Genomic DNA, 16,055 nt, shown 5'->3' on the forward strand with positions numbered 1-16,055 from the left:
CCGGCAAGCTACGTCGGCCACCTCACGGAGAACACCATGAAGAAGATGATCGCTGCCCTCGTTTTGTGTATCGTTTCAGCAGCGGTTTGCGTGCCGGCATCGGCTCAGGCCTTGCCAGGCGGTACAGGCGCGCCGACCAGTGCGGCAAACAGCGCGCGAGTCGAACGCATGATGGCGCAGTTGCAAGGGCGCTTTGCCGCCGCGAACACGACGCACGACGGCAAGCTCACGCGCGAACAAGCGCAGGCGGGCATGCCGATGGTCGCGCAGCACTTCGACGAAATCGACGCGCAAAAGGCCGGCTTCGTCACCCTCGCGCAGATCGAGGACTTCATGCGAGCGCGCGCAGCAGCCCGATGAACGCCGGAGGCGTCAGATGGAGCAGGCAAACAGGATCATCGTGCTCGACGACGAAGCCGAACTGCGCAACATGCTGCAGCGCTTTCTCACGAGCCAGGGTTTCGAGGTGCGCGCCGTTGCCGACGGCAAGCGCCTCGACCGCCTGCTCCAGCGCGAGCCCTATGACCTGCTCGTGCTCGATCTCATGATGGAGCCAGAAGACGGCCTCACGGTCTGCCGCCGCCTGCGCGCCGAAGGTCAGACGTTACCGATCCTCATGCTCACGGCAAAGGGCGACGCCGCCGACAAGGTAATCGGCCTGGAAACGGGCGCCGATGACTACCTCGCGAAGCCCTTCCTTCCCGACGAACTGGTCGCGCGCATTCGCGCCCTGCTGCGCCGCCAGAAGATGGCCGCAGGCGAGCCCACGGTCACCTCGCAGAAGCTGCGCTTCGGCGACTTTCAGTTCGACGTTGGCAAACAAACGCTCTACCGCGGCGGCGCGCCAGTCGAAGTCCACTCCGCGCAAATGTTGCTGCTTCACGCGCTCGGCTCGTCGCCGAACCGCGCCGTGAGCCGCGAGATTCTGCTCGCGCGCGCACGCGGGCGCGACCACAACGCGCTCGACCGCAGCGTGGACGTGCAGATCCTGCGCCTGCGCCAGATCGTCGAGGACGATCCCGCCAAGCCGCGCTTCATCAAGACCGTCTGGGGCATCGGCTACATGCTGGTGGCCGGCGTCGAATCGTAATGCGCTTGCGGCTGCCGCGCTCCCTCCTCTCGCGCAACATCGCGCTGCTGGTGGCGCTCGTCGCGCTGTCGCAAGTCTGCTCGCTCGCCGTGCTTCTGCACTTCGTGCAGCGCCCGCGCATTGAGCGCGCGTCGATCATCTTCGCTGATTACGTGAAGCTGCTCGATACCACGCTCGCCGCCATGCCGCCCGCTGAGGGGCGCGCGGCGGCCGCTCGGCTCGAGACACGCAATACGGCGCCGCCGCAGGCGCCCGCAGAAACGCACCCGAGTCTCGTCGACTTTTTCCGCACCTGGCAGCGCGATGTGTTCGTCGAAGCGCTGCAACGGCATCTGCCGCCCGACCTGCTGGTGCGCTGGGAGGCGAGCGACGACGACGCCGAACCTGCGGCGGATGGCAAAGGCGCGCAGGAACGGCTGTGGATCCGCCTTCACGCGGCGGGCGAGCCGGTATGGGTCGCGCTTCCCATGACGGCAGACGCGCGCGCGAGCGGCATTACCACGGCGCTGGTCCTCTCCGCCGCGCTCGCGCTGCTCGCGGTGCTCACGGGCTATCTGTTGCAGCGCCACATCAACCAGCCGCTGCGCAAGCTCGCGCGCGCGGCGCGGCGCGTGAGCGCCGGCGAAACGCCTCCGCCGCTGCCGACCAACGGCCCCACCGAAATCGCCCAAGTCAGCCGCGCCTTCAATCAGATGACCGAAGCGCTGAAGCAGGCCGAGGCCACGCGCGCGCTGATGCTGGCCGGCGTGTCGCACGACATCCGCACGCCGCTCACGAAACTGCGCCTCGCGATTGCGATGGCACTGCCGCGTGGCAGCAACGACGCGCTCGTGGCCTCGTCCGAGAGCTATCTGGACCAGATAGACACGATCCTCCAGCAGTTCATGGACTACGCGGGCAGCGGCGAACGGGAAACGCCGCAGCCGGGCGACCTCAATGCGCTCGCCGGGCAGCTCGTTGCCGACTTCGCCGGGCTCGGCCATGAGTTCGATTTCGACGAAGGCGAACTGCCGGTGTTCGCGTTTCGGCCCATCGCCGTTATGCGTCTGCTGATGAATCTCATGCAAAACGCCGTGAACTATGGGCGCACAGGTCTGACGATTCGCACCTGGCGCGACGGCGACGCCGCCTGCGTGATCGTTGCCGATCGCGGCAACGGCATCCGCGCCGAAGAGCTGGAGCGCCTCAAATCCCCCTTCAGCCGCGGCGCGAACGCCCGCACGCACTCGGGCGGCTCGGGTCTCGGCCTTGCCATCGTCGAGCGGATCGCACGGCTGCACGGCGGTTCGCTCACCTTCCGCGACCGCGAAGGCGGCGGCCTCGAAGCCGTCGTGCGCCTGCCGCTGAACCGTCCCTCAGCGGGTCAGAACGGCGCGCCGCACGCCACGCGCGCATGACATGACTCGACATAATTTGCGCGTGGATTTCGCGCGCCCTTCCCCCCATACTTGCGCCTGAGCCTGAGCAACGGAACGAAGCAAACCGGAGCCCAGACGCCGAAGCACCAAGATCGATAGTTCGCCATCCTGAATGATTTGCGAGTATCGGCAGACACGAGACACGCTTTCACGCAAAGGACATCGACATGCAATCGCTCATCAACTTTCTCGTCAACAAGGCCAAGCGCATCGTGGGCGCAACGTTTCTCGCCGGTTCGCTGTTCGCTAGCGGCTGCGCATCGGCGGCGCCTGTCGTGCAAACGAACGGGCCGCTCCCGCAACTGCACGCCGACGTCGTCTACGTCTACACGTTCGACGCCGCCGCCGACCAGGTGCAACTGGACAACACCGGCATGCTGCACAAGCTCAAGACGATGGCGAGCGGCGAGTCGTCGGCGCAACAGCAACAGCAGGCCGCGCTGCAAACGCGCGAGCATCTCGCCGATCAACTCGTGAGCGAACTCCAGAAAATGGGCCTGCCCGCCGTGCGCATGGACGGCCCCGCGCCCGCCGGCCGCAACGCGCTGATCGTGCAAGGCCGCATCGACACGATGGACGCGGGCAGCAGCCGCCGCCGCATGCTGATCGGTCTCGGCGCGGGCAAGAGCGAAGTCGGCGCGACGATTGCGGTACTGTTCCAGCCGGCCAACGGCGGCGAGCCGCAGCCGCTCCTGAGCTTCCAGACGACGGCGAATAGCGGTTATATGCCCGGCATGGCCGAAACGGCGGGCGTGGGCGCGGCGGCGGGCCACGTCGCGACGGCGGCGGTGGTGGGCGGCGGCCTGCACGGCGCATCGGAGGCGAAGCGCGACACGCTCTCGTCGGATGCCGGCAAGCTGGCCTGCTCGATCGCGAAGGCAGTCACACAGATCAGCACGCAGAACGGCTGGATGGCAACGACGACGAAGAGCTGATACGGGGGAAGCGCGCAGAGCAACGTAGCGCGAGGGCTCACGCCCTTTAAGGCGGCGGTTCGATACCGCCGCCGTTTTTTGCTTACTGCGCGAGCGGCTCGCCCTGTGCCTGCGGCTCTCGATAATGCGCGAACTTCGACGTGTGTCCGATACCCGGATTGAAGCAGTTGCACGGATCGAGCGTTTCGTAGAACGACTTCAGCGCAGGCTTCGCATCGTAGAGATGGCCCACATTGTGTTCGGCGGGATATTCGGCGCCACGCGCGTCGAGCAGCTTCCACATCTCGTGTTCGAGCGCGAGGCAATCATTGCCCTTGCGAACGATGTAGTCCTGATGAAACACATGGCAAAAGAAATGCCCGTAATACAGTTTGATCGCGATGGGCTTTTCCACCGCCTCGGGCAAATGCTCGAACCAGTCGCGATCGTTGCGCCGAAGCGCGATATCGAGCGCGACGATGTCCTCCACTTCGTCGGCATGCACCGCGCGATAGCGCACCGCCGCGCCCGCCGCCGCGAAGCGATGGAGAAACGCCTTGCTGCCCTCTTCATCGGTACACTCGAAATAATCGCCGCTCGCCGTGCCGAAAAACGTGCTCAGGTAAGCACGCGTTTCGTCCACCATATCGGCCGATACCTTGAGCATCAAATGATGCTCGTAGCGCTGCCGGTAGTCCTTGAGCCGTGCGGGCAGATGGGCTGGAAAGCACTGGCTCACCGCCTGCGCCACGCGGTCGGTGAAATGCGCAGGCAAGAACGGCAGCCGTTCGAAAAACGCGTCGCAGCGGCTCTTGAACGCAAACAGCGCGGGCAGGCGCCGCGTGCCGAGATGCTGGATCAGGAGAAACATGTCCTTGCCGTAGCGTTCGGCAATATCGAAAGCGTCTCGATGCAGGTATTCGCCCGCGACAGGCAGCTTCGAGAACTTGCCGAGTATGTCGCGGCGCAGGTCGGTCAGTTCGGCCGTTTCATTCGTGCCGATGTAGAACACTTTCGCGCCCCGCTCCATGGGAAACGTGTCGAGCCGCACCGCGAACACCATCACCTTGCCAGCCGACCCCGCCGCTTCGTGCAGTCGCAGCGGGTCGGCGTTATAACGCGCGGGCGTGTGAGCGTCGATGTCGCGCACGTGATCCGCGTAATCGTGGTCGGAAGCCGCGCCCGCGTCGTGCAGGATATCGGCTTCGGGCAGCTCGCCGCGATCGAGGCGGCCGAGCACGTCTTCCGGTGTTTCGCCAAGCCGGATGCCGAGATGATTCACGAGCGCGAGACGCCCTGCCGCATCCACTCGCGCGAACACGGTCATTTCCGTATAGGCCGGGCCGCGCCGCACGAGCGAGCCACCCGAGTTGTTGCACACACCGCCGACGACCGAAGCGCCCAGGCATGAGGAGCCAATGACCGAATGCGGCTCGCGCCCGAGCGGCTTGAGCGTCTGCTCCAGCTGATCGAGCGTCGAGCCCGGCAGACAGACCACCTGCTTGCCGCCGTCGATCACATAGACCTTGCGCATGCGCGTCATGCTCACGATCACGACCTCGCGGTCGTAGTCGTCGCCGTCGGGCGTGGAGCCGCCCGTGAGGCCCGTATTCGAAGCCTGCGAGATGACGATTGCATTCGCGGCCACGCAAGCCTGTAGCACCCGCCACTGTTCGACGAGCGTGCCGGGCCGCACGACCGCCGCCACGCTCCCCTCGCCGAAGCGAAAGCCCTTGCGGTAACGCCGCGTGGCTTCGTCGCCGGTCAGTACGTACTGGCGGCCGACGACGGCGCGCAACGACGCGACAAGCGGCTCGCGCCCCGCGCTCCGGTTCGTGGTGGACATGCGAACGGCTCCTGCAGAGAACGATGATCGCGCAAGGATAAAACCCGCGACCCACGGCGTCCAATATCGCAACCACGCTCGATCAAGACGAAAAAGATATCGATCGTCTTCGGTGCCAGGCAGGATCAGCCCTGCGGCACATGCCGCGACGCATCGCGCACGATGCGCACGAAGTTCTGCACTGTGGGCGCCTTTTCGCGCGGACGGTGCACGAGTGCGATGGTCGTGTGCAGCGTGCCGCCCTTGAGATCGTGATACGTCACGCCTTTGGCCTGGATCTGGCGCATCGAAGCAGGAATGAGCGTGACGCCGAAGCCCGCGGCCGCCATGTTGACCGTCGAGGAAATCTGCGGCGACTCCATGCTGATCACCGGATTGAAGCCCGCTGCGTGGCACGCGCTGATGATCGAGTCGTAGAGATCGGGGCCGATCGGGCGTGGAAACAGAATGAGCGGGTCGCCCGCCAGGTCGCCGAGATCGAGGCTGCGGCGGCGCGCGAGACGATGGCGCGGCGGCAGCACGGCGAGCACGTCCTCTTCCACGAGCGCCTGGGTGGCGAGGCCGCGGCAATCGAGCGGCAGGCGCACGAACGCGGCATCGACCTTCGCTTCGCTCACGCGCTCCAGCAGCACCGAACTGTTGCTCTCCTCGCACCCGATCGCGACACCCGGATACGCGCTGCGAAAGCGTTGCAGCACGGTCGCGACGAGCGGATGAAACACCGTGGAACCGGCGAAGCCGAGCACGAGCCTCCCAGACTCGCCACGCCCCGCGTTTTGCGCCTCCGCGAGCGCCAGTTCCGCGTCGTCGACAATGCGTTGCGCGCGCTCGCGAAAGAGCCGCCCGGCCTCGGTCAACTCCACGCGCCGGGAATGGCGGATAAAGAGCCGCGTGCCGATTTCCTTTTCGAGCTTGAGGATCTGCTGGCTGAGCGGCGGCTGCGCAATGCCGAGAGAGGCGGCAGCCTCACTGAAATGCAGATGCTCCGCGACGGCGAGAAAGTAGCGTAGTTGCCGGAATTCCATATCTTTTTCGTCTTGATGCAACCGGTGGATTGTGAACCGGCTACCGGTATGCATCAAGACGGCGCGCACACCCAGATCTCACCCAAGCCCCATGCGCGTCTCGTCGACAAACTTCTCCGTGGCATCGTCGATCTTGCGGCCCTTGCGGCCGGCGGGCCCATGAATGTAGACGGTCTTCATGTCGGCCTGCGGCGCGCCAGTCATGCCAGGCGGCGGCGTCATCTCGTAGCGGACCTCCCGCGCATGATCGGCCATTTGCAGGCGCGGATCGAACACCGAGTTGAAGCGCCACAGCATGCGCACGAAATTGGTCTGGCCGCGCAACAGCAGGTGCGTGGCCTGCCCGGCCGCGCCGCGCAGCGCGGTCCAGCCCATGTGCTTGCGATTGAGCACCTGCTGCGTTTTCACGAGTTCCGCGTAGAACTCGGGCAGCGGCAGCTTCGTCGGCACCACGGCGTGCTGGATGTCGTAGAGCCGGTAATCGAGGCTCGTGAGGCGCCGTGCTTCGCGTTGCCAGTTCTCCGTGCCCGGATACGGCGTATTCACGCTGATATTGACGATCTCGGGAATGTCCAGGCACCACTGACGGATCGTCTCGAAGCGTTCTCGGTCCCAGTCCGGATCGGCAATCAGGTTGATCGCGACGGTAATCCCGAGCGAACGCGCGAACTCGAGCGCCTCGAAGTTCCGGTCGAGGCTGATCCGCTTGCGAAACGCCTTGAGCCCCTCCTCGTCGATCGCCTCCAGACCGAGGAACATGTACTTCAGCCCAATGGACTCCCACAGGCGGAACACGTCCTTGTTGCGTAGAAGCACGTCGCCGCGCGTTTCCAGGTAGTAGCGCTTCTTGATGCCGCGCCGCTTGATCGCCTCGCCGATCGCCATGCCGTGTTCGGCATGCACGAACGCCACGTCGTCGACGATGAACACGCCCGGTTCGCGCAGCGCGGCCAGTTCGTCCACGACGACTTCGGGGCTGCGCGTGCGATAGCTGCGTCCATAGAACGTCCACGCGCTGCAGAACGTGCAGTCCCATGGGCAGCCACGTGCGAATTCAATGGAGGCACAAGGATCGAGCGTGCCGATGAAGTACTTGCGGCGATGGCGCAGCAGGTCGCGCGCGGGCCGCACAGGATCGAGATTCTCGACGAAACGTGGCGGCGGTCCCGACCCGTGGCTCGTCAAGACACCGGGCACGGCGAGCAGATCGGTGCCGTGCGTCACCGCTTCGAGCAGTTCGTTGACCGAAGCTTCGCCCTCGCCGCGCAGCACGCAGTCGATCGCGCCTTCGGCATGGCGCAGCAGATCGGGCGCAGTGAACGACACACTGTGCCCGCCCACGAACACGAAACACGAGGGCAGCGCGGCTTTCACGGCCTTCGACAGGTCGATGATCTCGGGAATGTTGGCGAGATAGTTGCCCGAGAAGCACAGCGCCTCGGGCCGCCAGTCGCGCACCATGCGCATGAGGTCGCGGTGCGTCTGAACCTGCAGATCGAGAAGCCGCACATCGTGGCCCGCGTCGCGCGCCGTGCCGGCCACGGATTCGAGGCCCAGCGGCTCGAGCCGCAGGAACACGCGCGTGTACATCAGTCCGCTCGGGTGGACCGCAAGCAATTTCATGAAGCCTCCTTGCGAAGGACCGCTGCTTCGCGAGAGTCTACGCGCGTTGGCGGATCGCTGCCGCGCGGCGTGTCGCCCGCAGGAACAACGCTCAGAAACTGCCGAACAGCGAGCCGAGCACGATCACCACAGCGAGCGCAATGATCGCGCCGACGATGCTCACCACCACGAGGTCGCGGTAGCTTTCGCGATGCGTCGAACCGCACACGGCCAGCAGTGTGACCACGGCGCCGTTGTGCGGCAGGCTGTCGAGCGTGCCCGACGACATCACGGCAACGCGATGCAGCAAAGCGGGATCGATACCGTGCTGCGCGGCGAGTTGCATGTAGGTGCCGCCGAGCGCGTCGAGCGCGATGGTCAAGCCGCCCGAAGCCGAGCCCGTGAGCCCGGCGAGCAGGTTCGTGGCTACGGCGAGCGAAACGAGCGGGCCGCCGCCGATGCCGAGCACCCAGTCGCGCACGGCCTCGAACGCCGGCAAGGCGGCAATCACGGCGCCGTAGCCCACGAGACTGCCCACGCTCAGCACCGGCAGCACCGAGGCGTTGGCGCCCGCGTCGACGCTTTCGCGCAGCGCGGCGAGCCGCCCGCGATTCAACGCCACCAGCACGATAATGCCGAGCGTGAGCGCAACGCACACGCCCCATACCCCCGCCACCGCCGAAAGCGTGGTCGAGCCCCAGCGCGGTTCGGCGAGATAAGACGCGTCGATGCGCGGGAACACCACGACGTTCATCACGAAGTTCATCGCCACGACGACCACGAGCGGCGCGAGCGCGGCGAACGGCGACGGCGGCCCGGCATGGCCCGGTGCCGCTGCGCCATTGCCGATCTCGGCGGGGTCGAAGGCTTGCGCGAGGCTCGCGCGCTCACGCACGAGCGAGGACTTGCCGCGTTCTTCGTCATCGGCGCCGCCGTTGTCGGGCTCGACGAAACCTTCGCCGTTGCGCCGCGCCGCCGCCGCCGCGCGCCCGAGCCACCAGAGGCCGAAGGCCGCCATCACGACACTCGCGATCACGCCAAGCCCCGGCGCGGCAAACGGCGTCGTGCCGAAAAACGGCATGGGAATGGCGTTTTGCAGCGCGGGCGTGCCGGGCAGCGCCGACATCGTGAAGGTCGCCGTGCCGAGCATGATCGCGGCGGGCATCAGGCGGCGCGGGATATCGGCGGAGCGAAAGAGCGCCTGCGCCATTGGCGCGAGCACGAAGAACGCAACGAAGAGGCTCACGCCGCCATAGGTGACGAGCGCGCCGCCCAGCACCACGGCCACGAGCGCGTGACGCGTGCCGAGTTTGTCGATCATGAGGCGCGCCACGGCGTCCACCGAGCCGCTGTCCTCCATCAGCTTGCCGAACAGCGAGCCGAGCAGGAAAAGCGGAAAGAACTGGGCGAGAAAGCGGCCCGTGCTCGCCATGAATGTTTGCGTCCAATGCGCGAGCACCGGCTCGCCCGAAATGAGCGCGGCCAGCATGGCGCACAGCGGCGCGAGCAGCAGCACGCTCCAGCCTCGATATGCGAGCCAGATCAGCAGCGAGAGGCTCGCGAGCATGCCCGCGAGGCCGATAACCAGCGTGCCCGCGCTCATTGCAGCACCCCTTCGAGCAGCGCCTCGAAATCGAACGTCGACGCCTCGCCGAGCTGCGCGCCGTGCTGCGCGAGGAATTCGTCGGCGGTGCGGCGGCCTTCGTCGCGCAGCATCGTGATGAACGACCACTCGGCGTTCAGTTTCGACGACGAGCCCAGCGTGACGAGCTTCGCGCTATGCACGCGATGCAGGCGCATATGCGCCCAACGGCGGCCCTCCTCGCTGCCCGCATCGGCAACCTTGTGCAGCAGCGCCATCATGCGCAGCTCCTTGATTAGCGGCGAATTGAACGCGATCTCGTTCACGCGGTTGATGATGTCGCGCGCCGAGCGCGGCGTGCCCGCGCGCTCCACGGGGTTCACCTGCACGAGGATCGTGTCGATCGAATCGGTTTCGCGGATCAGCGGCGTCATGGTGGGATTGCCCGCGTAACCGCCGTCCCAGTAAGCTTCGCCGTCGATCTCGACGGCCTGGAAGAGCGTAGGCAGGCAAGCCGAGGCGAGCAGCGCGTCGGGCGTGACGTCGGCATTGCGGAACACGCGCGCCTGACCGTTGGACACGCGCGTGGCCGTGACGAAGAGCTTGATGCGCGACTGGCGCAATGCCTCGAAGTCGATGGTGTCGGCAAGGATCGTGCGCAAAGGGTTCACGCTCCCCGGATTCAGATCGTACGGGGAGACGACGCGCGCCATCATGTCGAGCGCGACGAACATGGGCGAATGATCGAGCGTCCAGCGGCCGAGCAGGATGTCGACGGGGCCGCGCCGGAACGGGCTGAAGCGCGCGGCGTCGGACACGCGGCGCCAGAAGCGCTCGAGCGCCTCGCGCGCGCCGGCCGCGCCCCCGCGCGCATGGCCGCTCGCGAGCACGGCGGCGTTCATCGCGCCCGCCGAGGTGCCCGAAATCCCTTCGATCTGCAACCACGGCTCCTCGAGCAGGCGGTCGAGCACGCCCCATGTGTAAGCGCCATGGGAGCCGCCGCCTTGCAGTGCGAGATCGACGAGCAAGGGCTCGGCGCGGGTCGTGCGGGTTGACGTCTCGGCTTCGGCGGGCATTGCGGCTCCGTTCCAGATCGACCACGGGCGAGATTACAGGAAAAGTTCAAATGGCCGCGCGAGAATGACGCAGCGCGCAATGAGGTTTCAGAAGCGGGTTTCAGGCACGCGTTTCAGGCGCGCTTTGCGCGGGCTCGAATCGTGCAGGGCGCGCCGGCGCGTCGCGGGGGCGTTTGGTAGACTGGATCTTCTGTCACGCTTTCCAGCCTTGCCGTGCCGAATGCCCATCCGCTTCATGGGCCGCTTTCGCTGTCGGGTCCGCTTCCCGCCCTGCTCGCCGAAATCCGCGCCTGCCATGCCTGCGCCGACGCGCTGCCGCTCGGCCCGCGCCCCGTGCTGCAGGCGAGCGAAACGGCAAGCCTGCTGATCGTTGGCCAGGCGCCCGGCGCGAAGGTCCATGCCTCGGGCGTGCCGTGGGACGACGCGAGCGGCAAACGCCTGCGCGCGTGGCTCGGCATCGACAGCGAAACGTTCTACGACGCCGCCCAGGTCGCGCTCGTGCCGATGGGCTTTTGCTACCCCGGCCGCGGCAGCGGCGGGGACAACCCGCCGCGCCCGGAATGCGCCCCGCTATGGCACGCGCGCCTCGTCAAACAGCTGCGCGGCGTGCGGCTCACGCTGCTTGTCGGCCAGTATGCCCAGCGCTATTTTCTGGGCAGCGAGCGTCGCAGCTCGCTCACTGAAACCGTGGCGGCCTGGCGCGACTACGCACCCAATTTCGTGCCGCTCCCGCACCCGTCGCCACGCAATCAGGCTTGGTTCAAGCGCCACCCGTGGTTCGAACACGATGTCCTGCCGGCGCTGCAAGCACGCGTGCAGGCGTTGCTGGCGCCTGGGCGCAGCCGCCCTCCATCCGCAACCGGAGAACCGACAATGACGAAACCGGCAATCGATATCCAGCGCGTCTACGAGCCGCTGCCCGAGGGCGGGCACCACTGCTTTCTGGTGGACCGGCTGTGGCCGCGCGGCATGAGCAAGGAAAAACTCGCGAATGTGGAATGGGCGAAGGAGGCGGCGCCGAGCACCGAACTGCGCCAATGGTTCCACAAGGACCCGGACCAGTGGGACGAATTCAAGAAGCGCTATCTGGCCGAACTGAACGCCAATCCTGAAGCCTGGCATCCGCTCGCCGAAGCGGCCGGGAAGGGGCACATCACCCTGCTCTACGGCTCTCACGACACGCAGCGCAATCATGCAATCGTGCTGCGCGACTATCTGGCGAAGCACGCGATCAAATAAGCGGGCGGCACCCAGGCGCCGCCCTTGTCACGCTCAAAAGAGATACATCCCCGCGACGAACACCACACCCGAGAACAGCAGCGTGGTCACGCAGAAACCCATGATGTCGCGCACGCCAAGGCCTGCGATCGCGAGCGCGGGCAGCGCCCAGAACGGCTGCGCCATGTTGGTCCACGCCTCGCCATAGGCAATTGCCATCGCGGACTTGCCGAGGTCCGCGCCGAGCGCCTGCGCCGCCGGCATCACGAACGGCCCCTGCACGACCCAGTGGCCGCCGCCCGAAGGCACCGCGAAGTTGATCACCGCCGAGCTGAGAAACACGAGCAGCGGGAACGTATGCACGTTCGCGATATCGACGAACCACTTCGTGATGACGCCCGCGAGACCCGAGTGGTCCATCAGCGCCTGAATGCCCGCGTAGAACGGAAACTGGATCATGATGCCCGAGGCGCCCCTCGCCGCGCCGGCCACGGCACGCGCGTAGGCCATCGGCGTTTTATGCAGCACGAGACCCGCCGCGAGGAACACGAGATTGACCGTGTCGATGTCGAGCGCGAAGCCTTTCGTGTGAAAGCGGATACCGAGGAACACGAAACACAGTGCCGCCACCAGCAGCGAGAGCGCGCGGCTTTCCTCGATGCGCTCGGCGAAGGTCGCGTCCGGGCCGAGCTTGCGCTCGACGCTCGGCGGATCTTCGAGCAGCGCGGGGTCGACCGAGACGACGTCTTCGGGCTTCGGCATCATGAGGCGCACGAGAATCGGCAGCAGCACGATCAGTCCGAGCGTGATGAACGCGTTATAGCCGGTGAAGATGGTTTGCGAGACCGGGATCAGGCCCACAGCCTTTTCCATCGGGTTGCCCTTTGTGGCCGCCACGAGCGGCACCGAGCCGGAAAGGCCGCCGTGCCACGTGAGAAAGCCCATGTACGCGGCGGCAACGAGCAGCCGGTAGTCCGCGCCGCGCACCCGCCGCGCCACTTCGCGCGAGAACATCGCGCCGAGCACGAGGCCGAAGCCCCAGTTGATCGCGCAGGCAATCGCGCCCACGAACGCAACCAGCATCACGCCCTGGCCAGGCGTGCGCGCGCAACTTGCCAGCGCAACCAGCATGCGCTTGACCGGGCCGGAGCTGGCGAGCGCGTGGCCGGTCACGAGAATCAGGACCATCTGCATCGCGAACGCGAGCAGGTTCCAGAAGCCCGAACCCCACATCATGACGAGCGCTTCGGGCGGCTGCGGCGTGAGCGCGAACGCCAGCACGAAGGTCACGACGGTGAGGAGAATGGCGAAGATGAGCGGGTCCGGCAAGATCCGATGCACCACGCCGGTAAAGAAATGGGAAATACGCTGAATCACGTTGGTCTGCTCCTCGTCTGCTGATACGGAATCGGCCGCCTGTTTTCTTGGATGCGAACCGAGGCCGCGATTTTTGCACAGCGCGGCACAATGCGTGCGCCTCGCCGGCAAATCGCTCTACGCGCGCCCGACGTCCTGCCTGGCCCGTGATTGTGCGTCCGCACGAAATAAGCCGTTACATGCTCAAAGGCGCCCTAAAAGTCTTATCTGCTACCGTTAACGTCGCTATCTCAATAAACGTCCGGGTGGCTCCACCCAGCGGGAGGCAGGAATGCGCAAGCAGTTTCTTGGTGTCGTGCTCGCCGCGCTAGCCGGCATATTCGTGGCTTCACCGCCCGCGCACGCCCAGTCGCAGGCGTTCACGAATCAGACCGTCAATATCTACGCAGGACCCGCAGCAGACTTTCCTATCGTCGCCCAGATTCCGGGTGGCGTGGCCGTGACGGTGTGGGGCTGCGTCGCCGGCTTCAGTTGGTGCGATATTGGCTTTCCGGGCCTGCGCGGCTGGGTCTACGGCACCTTCATCAGCTATCCATGGCAAGGGCAGCGCGTGCCGGTGATGAGCTATGGCCCGCGAATCGGTCTTCCCATCGTGACGTTCTCGCTCGGCGCGTACTGGGGCTCCCATTACCGCGACCGTCCGTGGTACTCGAATCAATCGCGCTGGGCGCGCCATCCGGGCCCGCGGCCCGTAGCGCCGCCGCCCGTGCGCCCGCGTCCGCCGAGTAGCCGTCCGCCTGGCGGCGCCCGGCCGCCCAACCAGGGCGGCGGGAATCGTCCGCCCCACAACAACGCAGGACCGGGAAACCGGCCACCCGGCGCGGGCTCCGGCAATAACAACGCGCGGCCACCGGGGCAAGGCAATGCCCGGCCACCCGGCCAGGGCGGCGGACGGCCGCCGGGACAAGGCGGCGGGCGACCACCCGGTGGTGGAAATAATCGACCGCCGGGTGGTGGCGCAAGCGGAGGCGGTGGTGGACCGGGCGGCGGCGGCGGCGGTGGCGGTGGCGGTGGCGGTGGTGGCGGTCGTCCCCCTCCGGGCGGTTGACCCCGAGACGAGCGCGCGGGCAAGTCCGTGCCGAAGCACGGCATGCTCGCGCTGGCTACTTCACCACCGTTTAGAACCGATAGCCAATACCACCGAGGATCACGTCCGTATCGCGGCTATAGCGCGTGACCACGCGATTCCACGTAACGCGTGCGGCCCAATGCTGCGTCAAGCGGTATGAAGCCGAGACGGAAACGAGCCCCGACAGAATGCCGTCGCCGGTATCGCGTTCGTCGGGGTGCTCGCCGTGATGAATCGCAGCATAGAGGCCCGCGCCGAACCCCAGCGTGAGACGCTCGTCGAAGAACGCGCGTGTGAGCCAGAGCTGCGCCGTCGCGCCATCTCGCCGCGCCGAAATGCCGTTGCCCTCGTGCAGATAGCCCACGGTAGCGTCGAGAAAGGAGTTGATGCCGCGCCGGTACTCGATCGCCTCCGCCGCCGATGTCTGCGATTCGAGGCTGTTGAGGATCGTCTCGCCCGCCATCAGCGTGATCTCGTTGTTCGTCACTTTCTGCGTGCGCGGCAATGCGAAATCGCGCGGGCCTGGCGTGTCGGGCGCGTCGAGCTGATAACCGATGCCCAGCATGAGCGAGGTGGTCGATGGACCGCGCGACACCTGGATGCGATTGAGCTGCAGGTTCGCCGTCCAGCGATTCGCGGCGTACCACGTGGCGCGCGCGCTATAGAGCACGCCCCAACCGTGCGTGTCGGACCAGCCTTGCCCCTGGGACGCGGCTTCGGTGTCGAAATAGCGATACGGTCCGACGCCTACCGCGAACACAAAGCGGCGCTGCGCAAGCGGCAGGCGCGCCCACGCCTGGATGGTCTGGCCGTCGCGGTGATGATTCGGAATATGGCCTTCGTTCAACCACGCAATGCTGCCGGCAAAATACTGGCCAAAACCTTCCGTGTAATCCATCTGCCACGAATAGGTATGATCGTCGCCGCTTTTGAGCGGCCCTGCATAGAGCGTGAATTCCTGCGCGCAAACCGACCCGGAAGCAATAGCGAGCGCGCTGGCGGCAACACCGGATGCGGCTAGCGACGTGATGTTTTTCATTGCGTGCGTTGTTGCCTTGCGCTTTGGGTGTGAGACTCGCCGCAAGCAGAATGTATGCAACGAAACGCGGAGCATACCCCGGCGTAATATTTCTTGTGTGACCCTGGTCTTTCAATTCATTACGAAATGCCGCAGTACAAATTTCCGGCTTTTATTTCGTAATCCTCATTACATGATAAAAAAAGAAACGCCGCACGAAAGTGCGGCGTTCTGCCCTGCAGTCAGTTTCGCAGTAGGCCCACTATTAGCGCACGTGATGGCAGACGCGCTCAGCGTGATGGTGAACGTGTTCGACGTGGCACACCTCGTGGTGATACGGTGCGGCGACAGCCGCGAGCGGCGCGAACAGCGCGGCGCAGGAAATCAGGGCGAACAGGCGGACAGCAGGCTTGAAAACGGCGTTCATGACTCGGCTCTTGCGTGTGAAAACAGCGTGGGTTGGAACCAAAAGCCAGCACTGTATCGCAGAGTGGTCAGTGGCGTATTACATGAATGTAACGGGCGTAGCGCTCGATGAAACGCTCTTGACACGTCTTGCTGCACAACACCAGGTCGCGGAGGCCGCTCAAATACTGCGCTCGTCGCCCTCTTCATGCGTGAGACGCCGCAACAGTTCACGACCGCGGGTCGTGAGGCGCAGCGTGGGGTCGCCGCCCGCTTCGTCCATCTCGACGAGACGGTAGCGCTGCAGCGCGAGGAAATCGGAATCGAGCGTCTGAATCGGCGCGTCCGCATCACGGATCAGCAGCAAGGTCGCTAGTTCGTGGTGACTGAGCATCGGGTCTCTCCAGTGGTTGGC

At 65.8% G+C, this 16,055-nt stretch carries 15 protein-coding genes and 1 pseudogene; 7 read left to right on the plus strand and 9 right to left on the minus strand.

What is annotated here, in order from left to right:
• Positions 1-36: 36 nt before the first annotated feature.
• From U5A52_RS00315 to U5A52_RS00330, 4 genes are all read left to right on the plus strand, one after another.
• Complete coding sequence (locus U5A52_RS00315) at positions 37-360, plus strand: EF-hand domain-containing protein (protein ID WP_321916360.1); 324 nt, start codon at positions 37-39, stop codon at positions 358-360.
• Between the two features lie 16 nt (positions 361-376).
• Entirely contained in the window at positions 377-1,090 is a 714-nt protein-coding gene (locus tag U5A52_RS00320; RefSeq protein WP_321933300.1) for a response regulator, read from the plus strand.
• Entirely contained in the window at positions 1,090-2,487 is a 1,398-nt protein-coding gene (locus tag U5A52_RS00325) for an ATP-binding protein (RefSeq protein WP_321933302.1), read from the plus strand. Before U5A52_RS00320 ends, U5A52_RS00325 begins: the two co-directional genes overlap by 1 nt.
• A gap of 188 nt (positions 2,488-2,675) precedes the next feature.
• A complete protein-coding gene (locus U5A52_RS00330) occupies positions 2,676-3,443 on the plus strand; it encodes a DUF4410 domain-containing protein (RefSeq protein ID WP_321933304.1) in 768 nt (255 codons plus the stop codon).
• An 82-nt stretch (positions 3,444-3,525) separates the two neighbouring features.
• On the opposite strand, the gene dld is transcribed toward U5A52_RS00330, so the two are convergent.
• The 5 genes from dld to U5A52_RS00355 form a co-directional block, all read right to left on the minus strand.
• Entirely contained in the window at positions 3,526-5,268 is a 1,743-nt protein-coding gene (gene dld / locus U5A52_RS00335; RefSeq protein ID WP_321933306.1) for a D-lactate dehydrogenase, read from the minus strand.
• Positions 5,269-5,393: 125 nt separating this feature from the next.
• Positions 5,394-6,293: a LysR family transcriptional regulator gene (locus U5A52_RS00340; RefSeq protein ID WP_321933307.1), complete on the minus strand. Its 900-nt coding sequence runs from the start codon at positions 6,291-6,293 to the stop codon at positions 5,394-5,396.
• Between the two features lie 78 nt (positions 6,294-6,371).
• The gene (gene hpnR / locus U5A52_RS00345) at positions 6,372-7,916 is read right to left on the minus strand and encodes a hopanoid C-3 methylase HpnR (protein ID WP_321916350.1); all 1,545 of its coding nucleotides are present in this window, start codon (positions 7,914-7,916) and stop codon (positions 6,372-6,374) included.
• 91 nt (positions 7,917-8,007) lie between these two features.
• Positions 8,008-9,498, minus strand: a complete 1,491-nt coding sequence (locus U5A52_RS00350) for a GntP family permease (protein ID WP_321916349.1) — start codon at positions 9,496-9,498, stop codon at positions 8,008-8,010.
• Positions 9,495-10,553: a patatin-like phospholipase family protein gene (locus U5A52_RS00355; RefSeq protein ID WP_321916347.1), complete on the minus strand. Its 1,059-nt coding sequence runs from the start codon at positions 10,551-10,553 to the stop codon at positions 9,495-9,497. The genes U5A52_RS00350 and U5A52_RS00355 overlap by 4 nt, the downstream gene beginning before the upstream one ends.
• Positions 10,554-10,802: 249 nt before the next feature.
• On the opposite strand from U5A52_RS00355, the pseudogene U5A52_RS00360 reads away from it, so the two are divergent.
• Together U5A52_RS00360 and U5A52_RS00365 are read left to right on the plus strand one after the other, a co-directional pair.
• Positions 10,803-11,384, plus strand: a pseudogene (locus U5A52_RS00360) (uracil-DNA glycosylase family protein); the annotation flags it as partial.
• A gap of 42 nt (positions 11,385-11,426) precedes the next feature.
• Complete coding sequence (locus tag U5A52_RS00365; protein ID WP_321916455.1) at positions 11,427-11,792, plus strand: DUF488 domain-containing protein; 366 nt, start codon at positions 11,427-11,429, stop codon at positions 11,790-11,792.
• 33 nt (positions 11,793-11,825) lie between these two features.
• On the opposite strand, the gene U5A52_RS00370 is transcribed toward U5A52_RS00365, so the two are convergent.
• Positions 11,826-13,148: a TIGR00366 family protein gene (locus U5A52_RS00370; RefSeq protein WP_321933308.1), complete on the minus strand. Its 1,323-nt coding sequence runs from the start codon at positions 13,146-13,148 to the stop codon at positions 11,826-11,828.
• Between the two features lie 271 nt (positions 13,149-13,419).
• On the opposite strand from U5A52_RS00370, the gene U5A52_RS00375 reads away from it, so the two are divergent.
• Positions 13,420-14,196 (plus strand): SH3 domain-containing protein, encoded by a 777-nt coding sequence (locus U5A52_RS00375; RefSeq protein ID WP_321933310.1) that lies wholly within the window; start codon positions 13,420-13,422, stop codon positions 14,194-14,196.
• A 70-nt stretch (positions 14,197-14,266) separates the two neighbouring features.
• Here the strand turns inward: U5A52_RS00375 and U5A52_RS00380 are convergent, their stop codons facing one another.
• The 3 genes from U5A52_RS00380 to U5A52_RS00390 form a co-directional block, all read right to left on the minus strand.
• On the minus strand, positions 14,267-15,256 hold the full coding sequence (locus U5A52_RS00380) for a hypothetical protein (protein WP_321933311.1): 990 nt from the start codon (positions 15,254-15,256) through the stop codon (positions 14,267-14,269).
• A gap of 244 nt (positions 15,257-15,500) precedes the next feature.
• The gene (locus U5A52_RS00385; protein ID WP_321917868.1) at positions 15,501-15,662 is read right to left on the minus strand and encodes a hypothetical protein; all 162 of its coding nucleotides are present in this window, start codon (positions 15,660-15,662) and stop codon (positions 15,501-15,503) included.
• A gap of 159 nt (positions 15,663-15,821) precedes the next feature.
• Positions 15,822-16,034, minus strand: coding sequence for a hypothetical protein (locus U5A52_RS00390; RefSeq protein ID WP_321917866.1), 213 nt, complete (start codon positions 16,032-16,034; stop codon positions 15,822-15,824).
• Positions 16,035-16,055: the final 21 nt, after the last annotated feature.

This window comes from Paraburkholderia sp. J8-2, from assembly GCF_905220195.1.
In the GTDB taxonomy this organism is placed as follows: Bacteria; Pseudomonadota; Gammaproteobacteria; order Burkholderiales; family Burkholderiaceae; genus Paraburkholderia.

Excerpts from the sequence above, each read along its gene's own strand:
- U5A52_RS00320 (WP_321933300.1), top strand. The coding sequence starts at position 377 with ATGGAGCAGGCAAACAGGATCATCGTGCTCGACGACGAAGCCGAACTG.
- U5A52_RS00380 (WP_321933311.1), bottom strand. The coding sequence starts at position 15,256 with ATGAAAAACATCACGTCGCTAGCCGCATCCGGTGTTGCCGCCAGCGCG.
- U5A52_RS00355 (WP_321916347.1), bottom strand. The coding sequence starts at position 10,553 with ATGCCCGCCGAAGCCGAGACGTCAACCCGCACGACCCGCGCCGAGCCC.
- U5A52_RS00390 (WP_321917866.1), bottom strand. The coding sequence starts at position 16,034 with ATGCTCAGTCACCACGAACTAGCGACCTTGCTGCTGATCCGTGATGCG.
- U5A52_RS00375 (WP_321933310.1), top strand. The coding sequence starts at position 13,420 with ATGCGCAAGCAGTTTCTTGGTGTCGTGCTCGCCGCGCTAGCCGGCATA.
- U5A52_RS00350 (WP_321916349.1), bottom strand. The coding sequence starts at position 9,498 with ATGAGCGCGGGCACGCTGGTTATCGGCCTCGCGGGCATGCTCGCGAGC.
- U5A52_RS00340 (WP_321933307.1), bottom strand. The coding sequence starts at position 6,293 with ATGGAATTCCGGCAACTACGCTACTTTCTCGCCGTCGCGGAGCATCTG.
- U5A52_RS00365 (WP_321916455.1), top strand. The coding sequence starts at position 11,427 with ATGACGAAACCGGCAATCGATATCCAGCGCGTCTACGAGCCGCTGCCC.
- U5A52_RS00315 (WP_321916360.1), top strand. The coding sequence starts at position 37 with ATGAAGAAGATGATCGCTGCCCTCGTTTTGTGTATCGTTTCAGCAGCG.
- U5A52_RS00325 (WP_321933302.1), top strand. The coding sequence starts at position 1,090 with ATGCGCTTGCGGCTGCCGCGCTCCCTCCTCTCGCGCAACATCGCGCTG.
- dld (WP_321933306.1), bottom strand. The coding sequence starts at position 5,268 with ATGTCCACCACGAACCGGAGCGCGGGGCGCGAGCCGCTTGTCGCGTCG.
- U5A52_RS00330 (WP_321933304.1), top strand. The coding sequence starts at position 2,676 with ATGCAATCGCTCATCAACTTTCTCGTCAACAAGGCCAAGCGCATCGTG.
- hpnR (WP_321916350.1), bottom strand. The coding sequence starts at position 7,916 with ATGAAATTGCTTGCGGTCCACCCGAGCGGACTGATGTACACGCGCGTG.
- U5A52_RS00385 (WP_321917868.1), bottom strand. The coding sequence starts at position 15,662 with ATGAACGCCGTTTTCAAGCCTGCTGTCCGCCTGTTCGCCCTGATTTCC.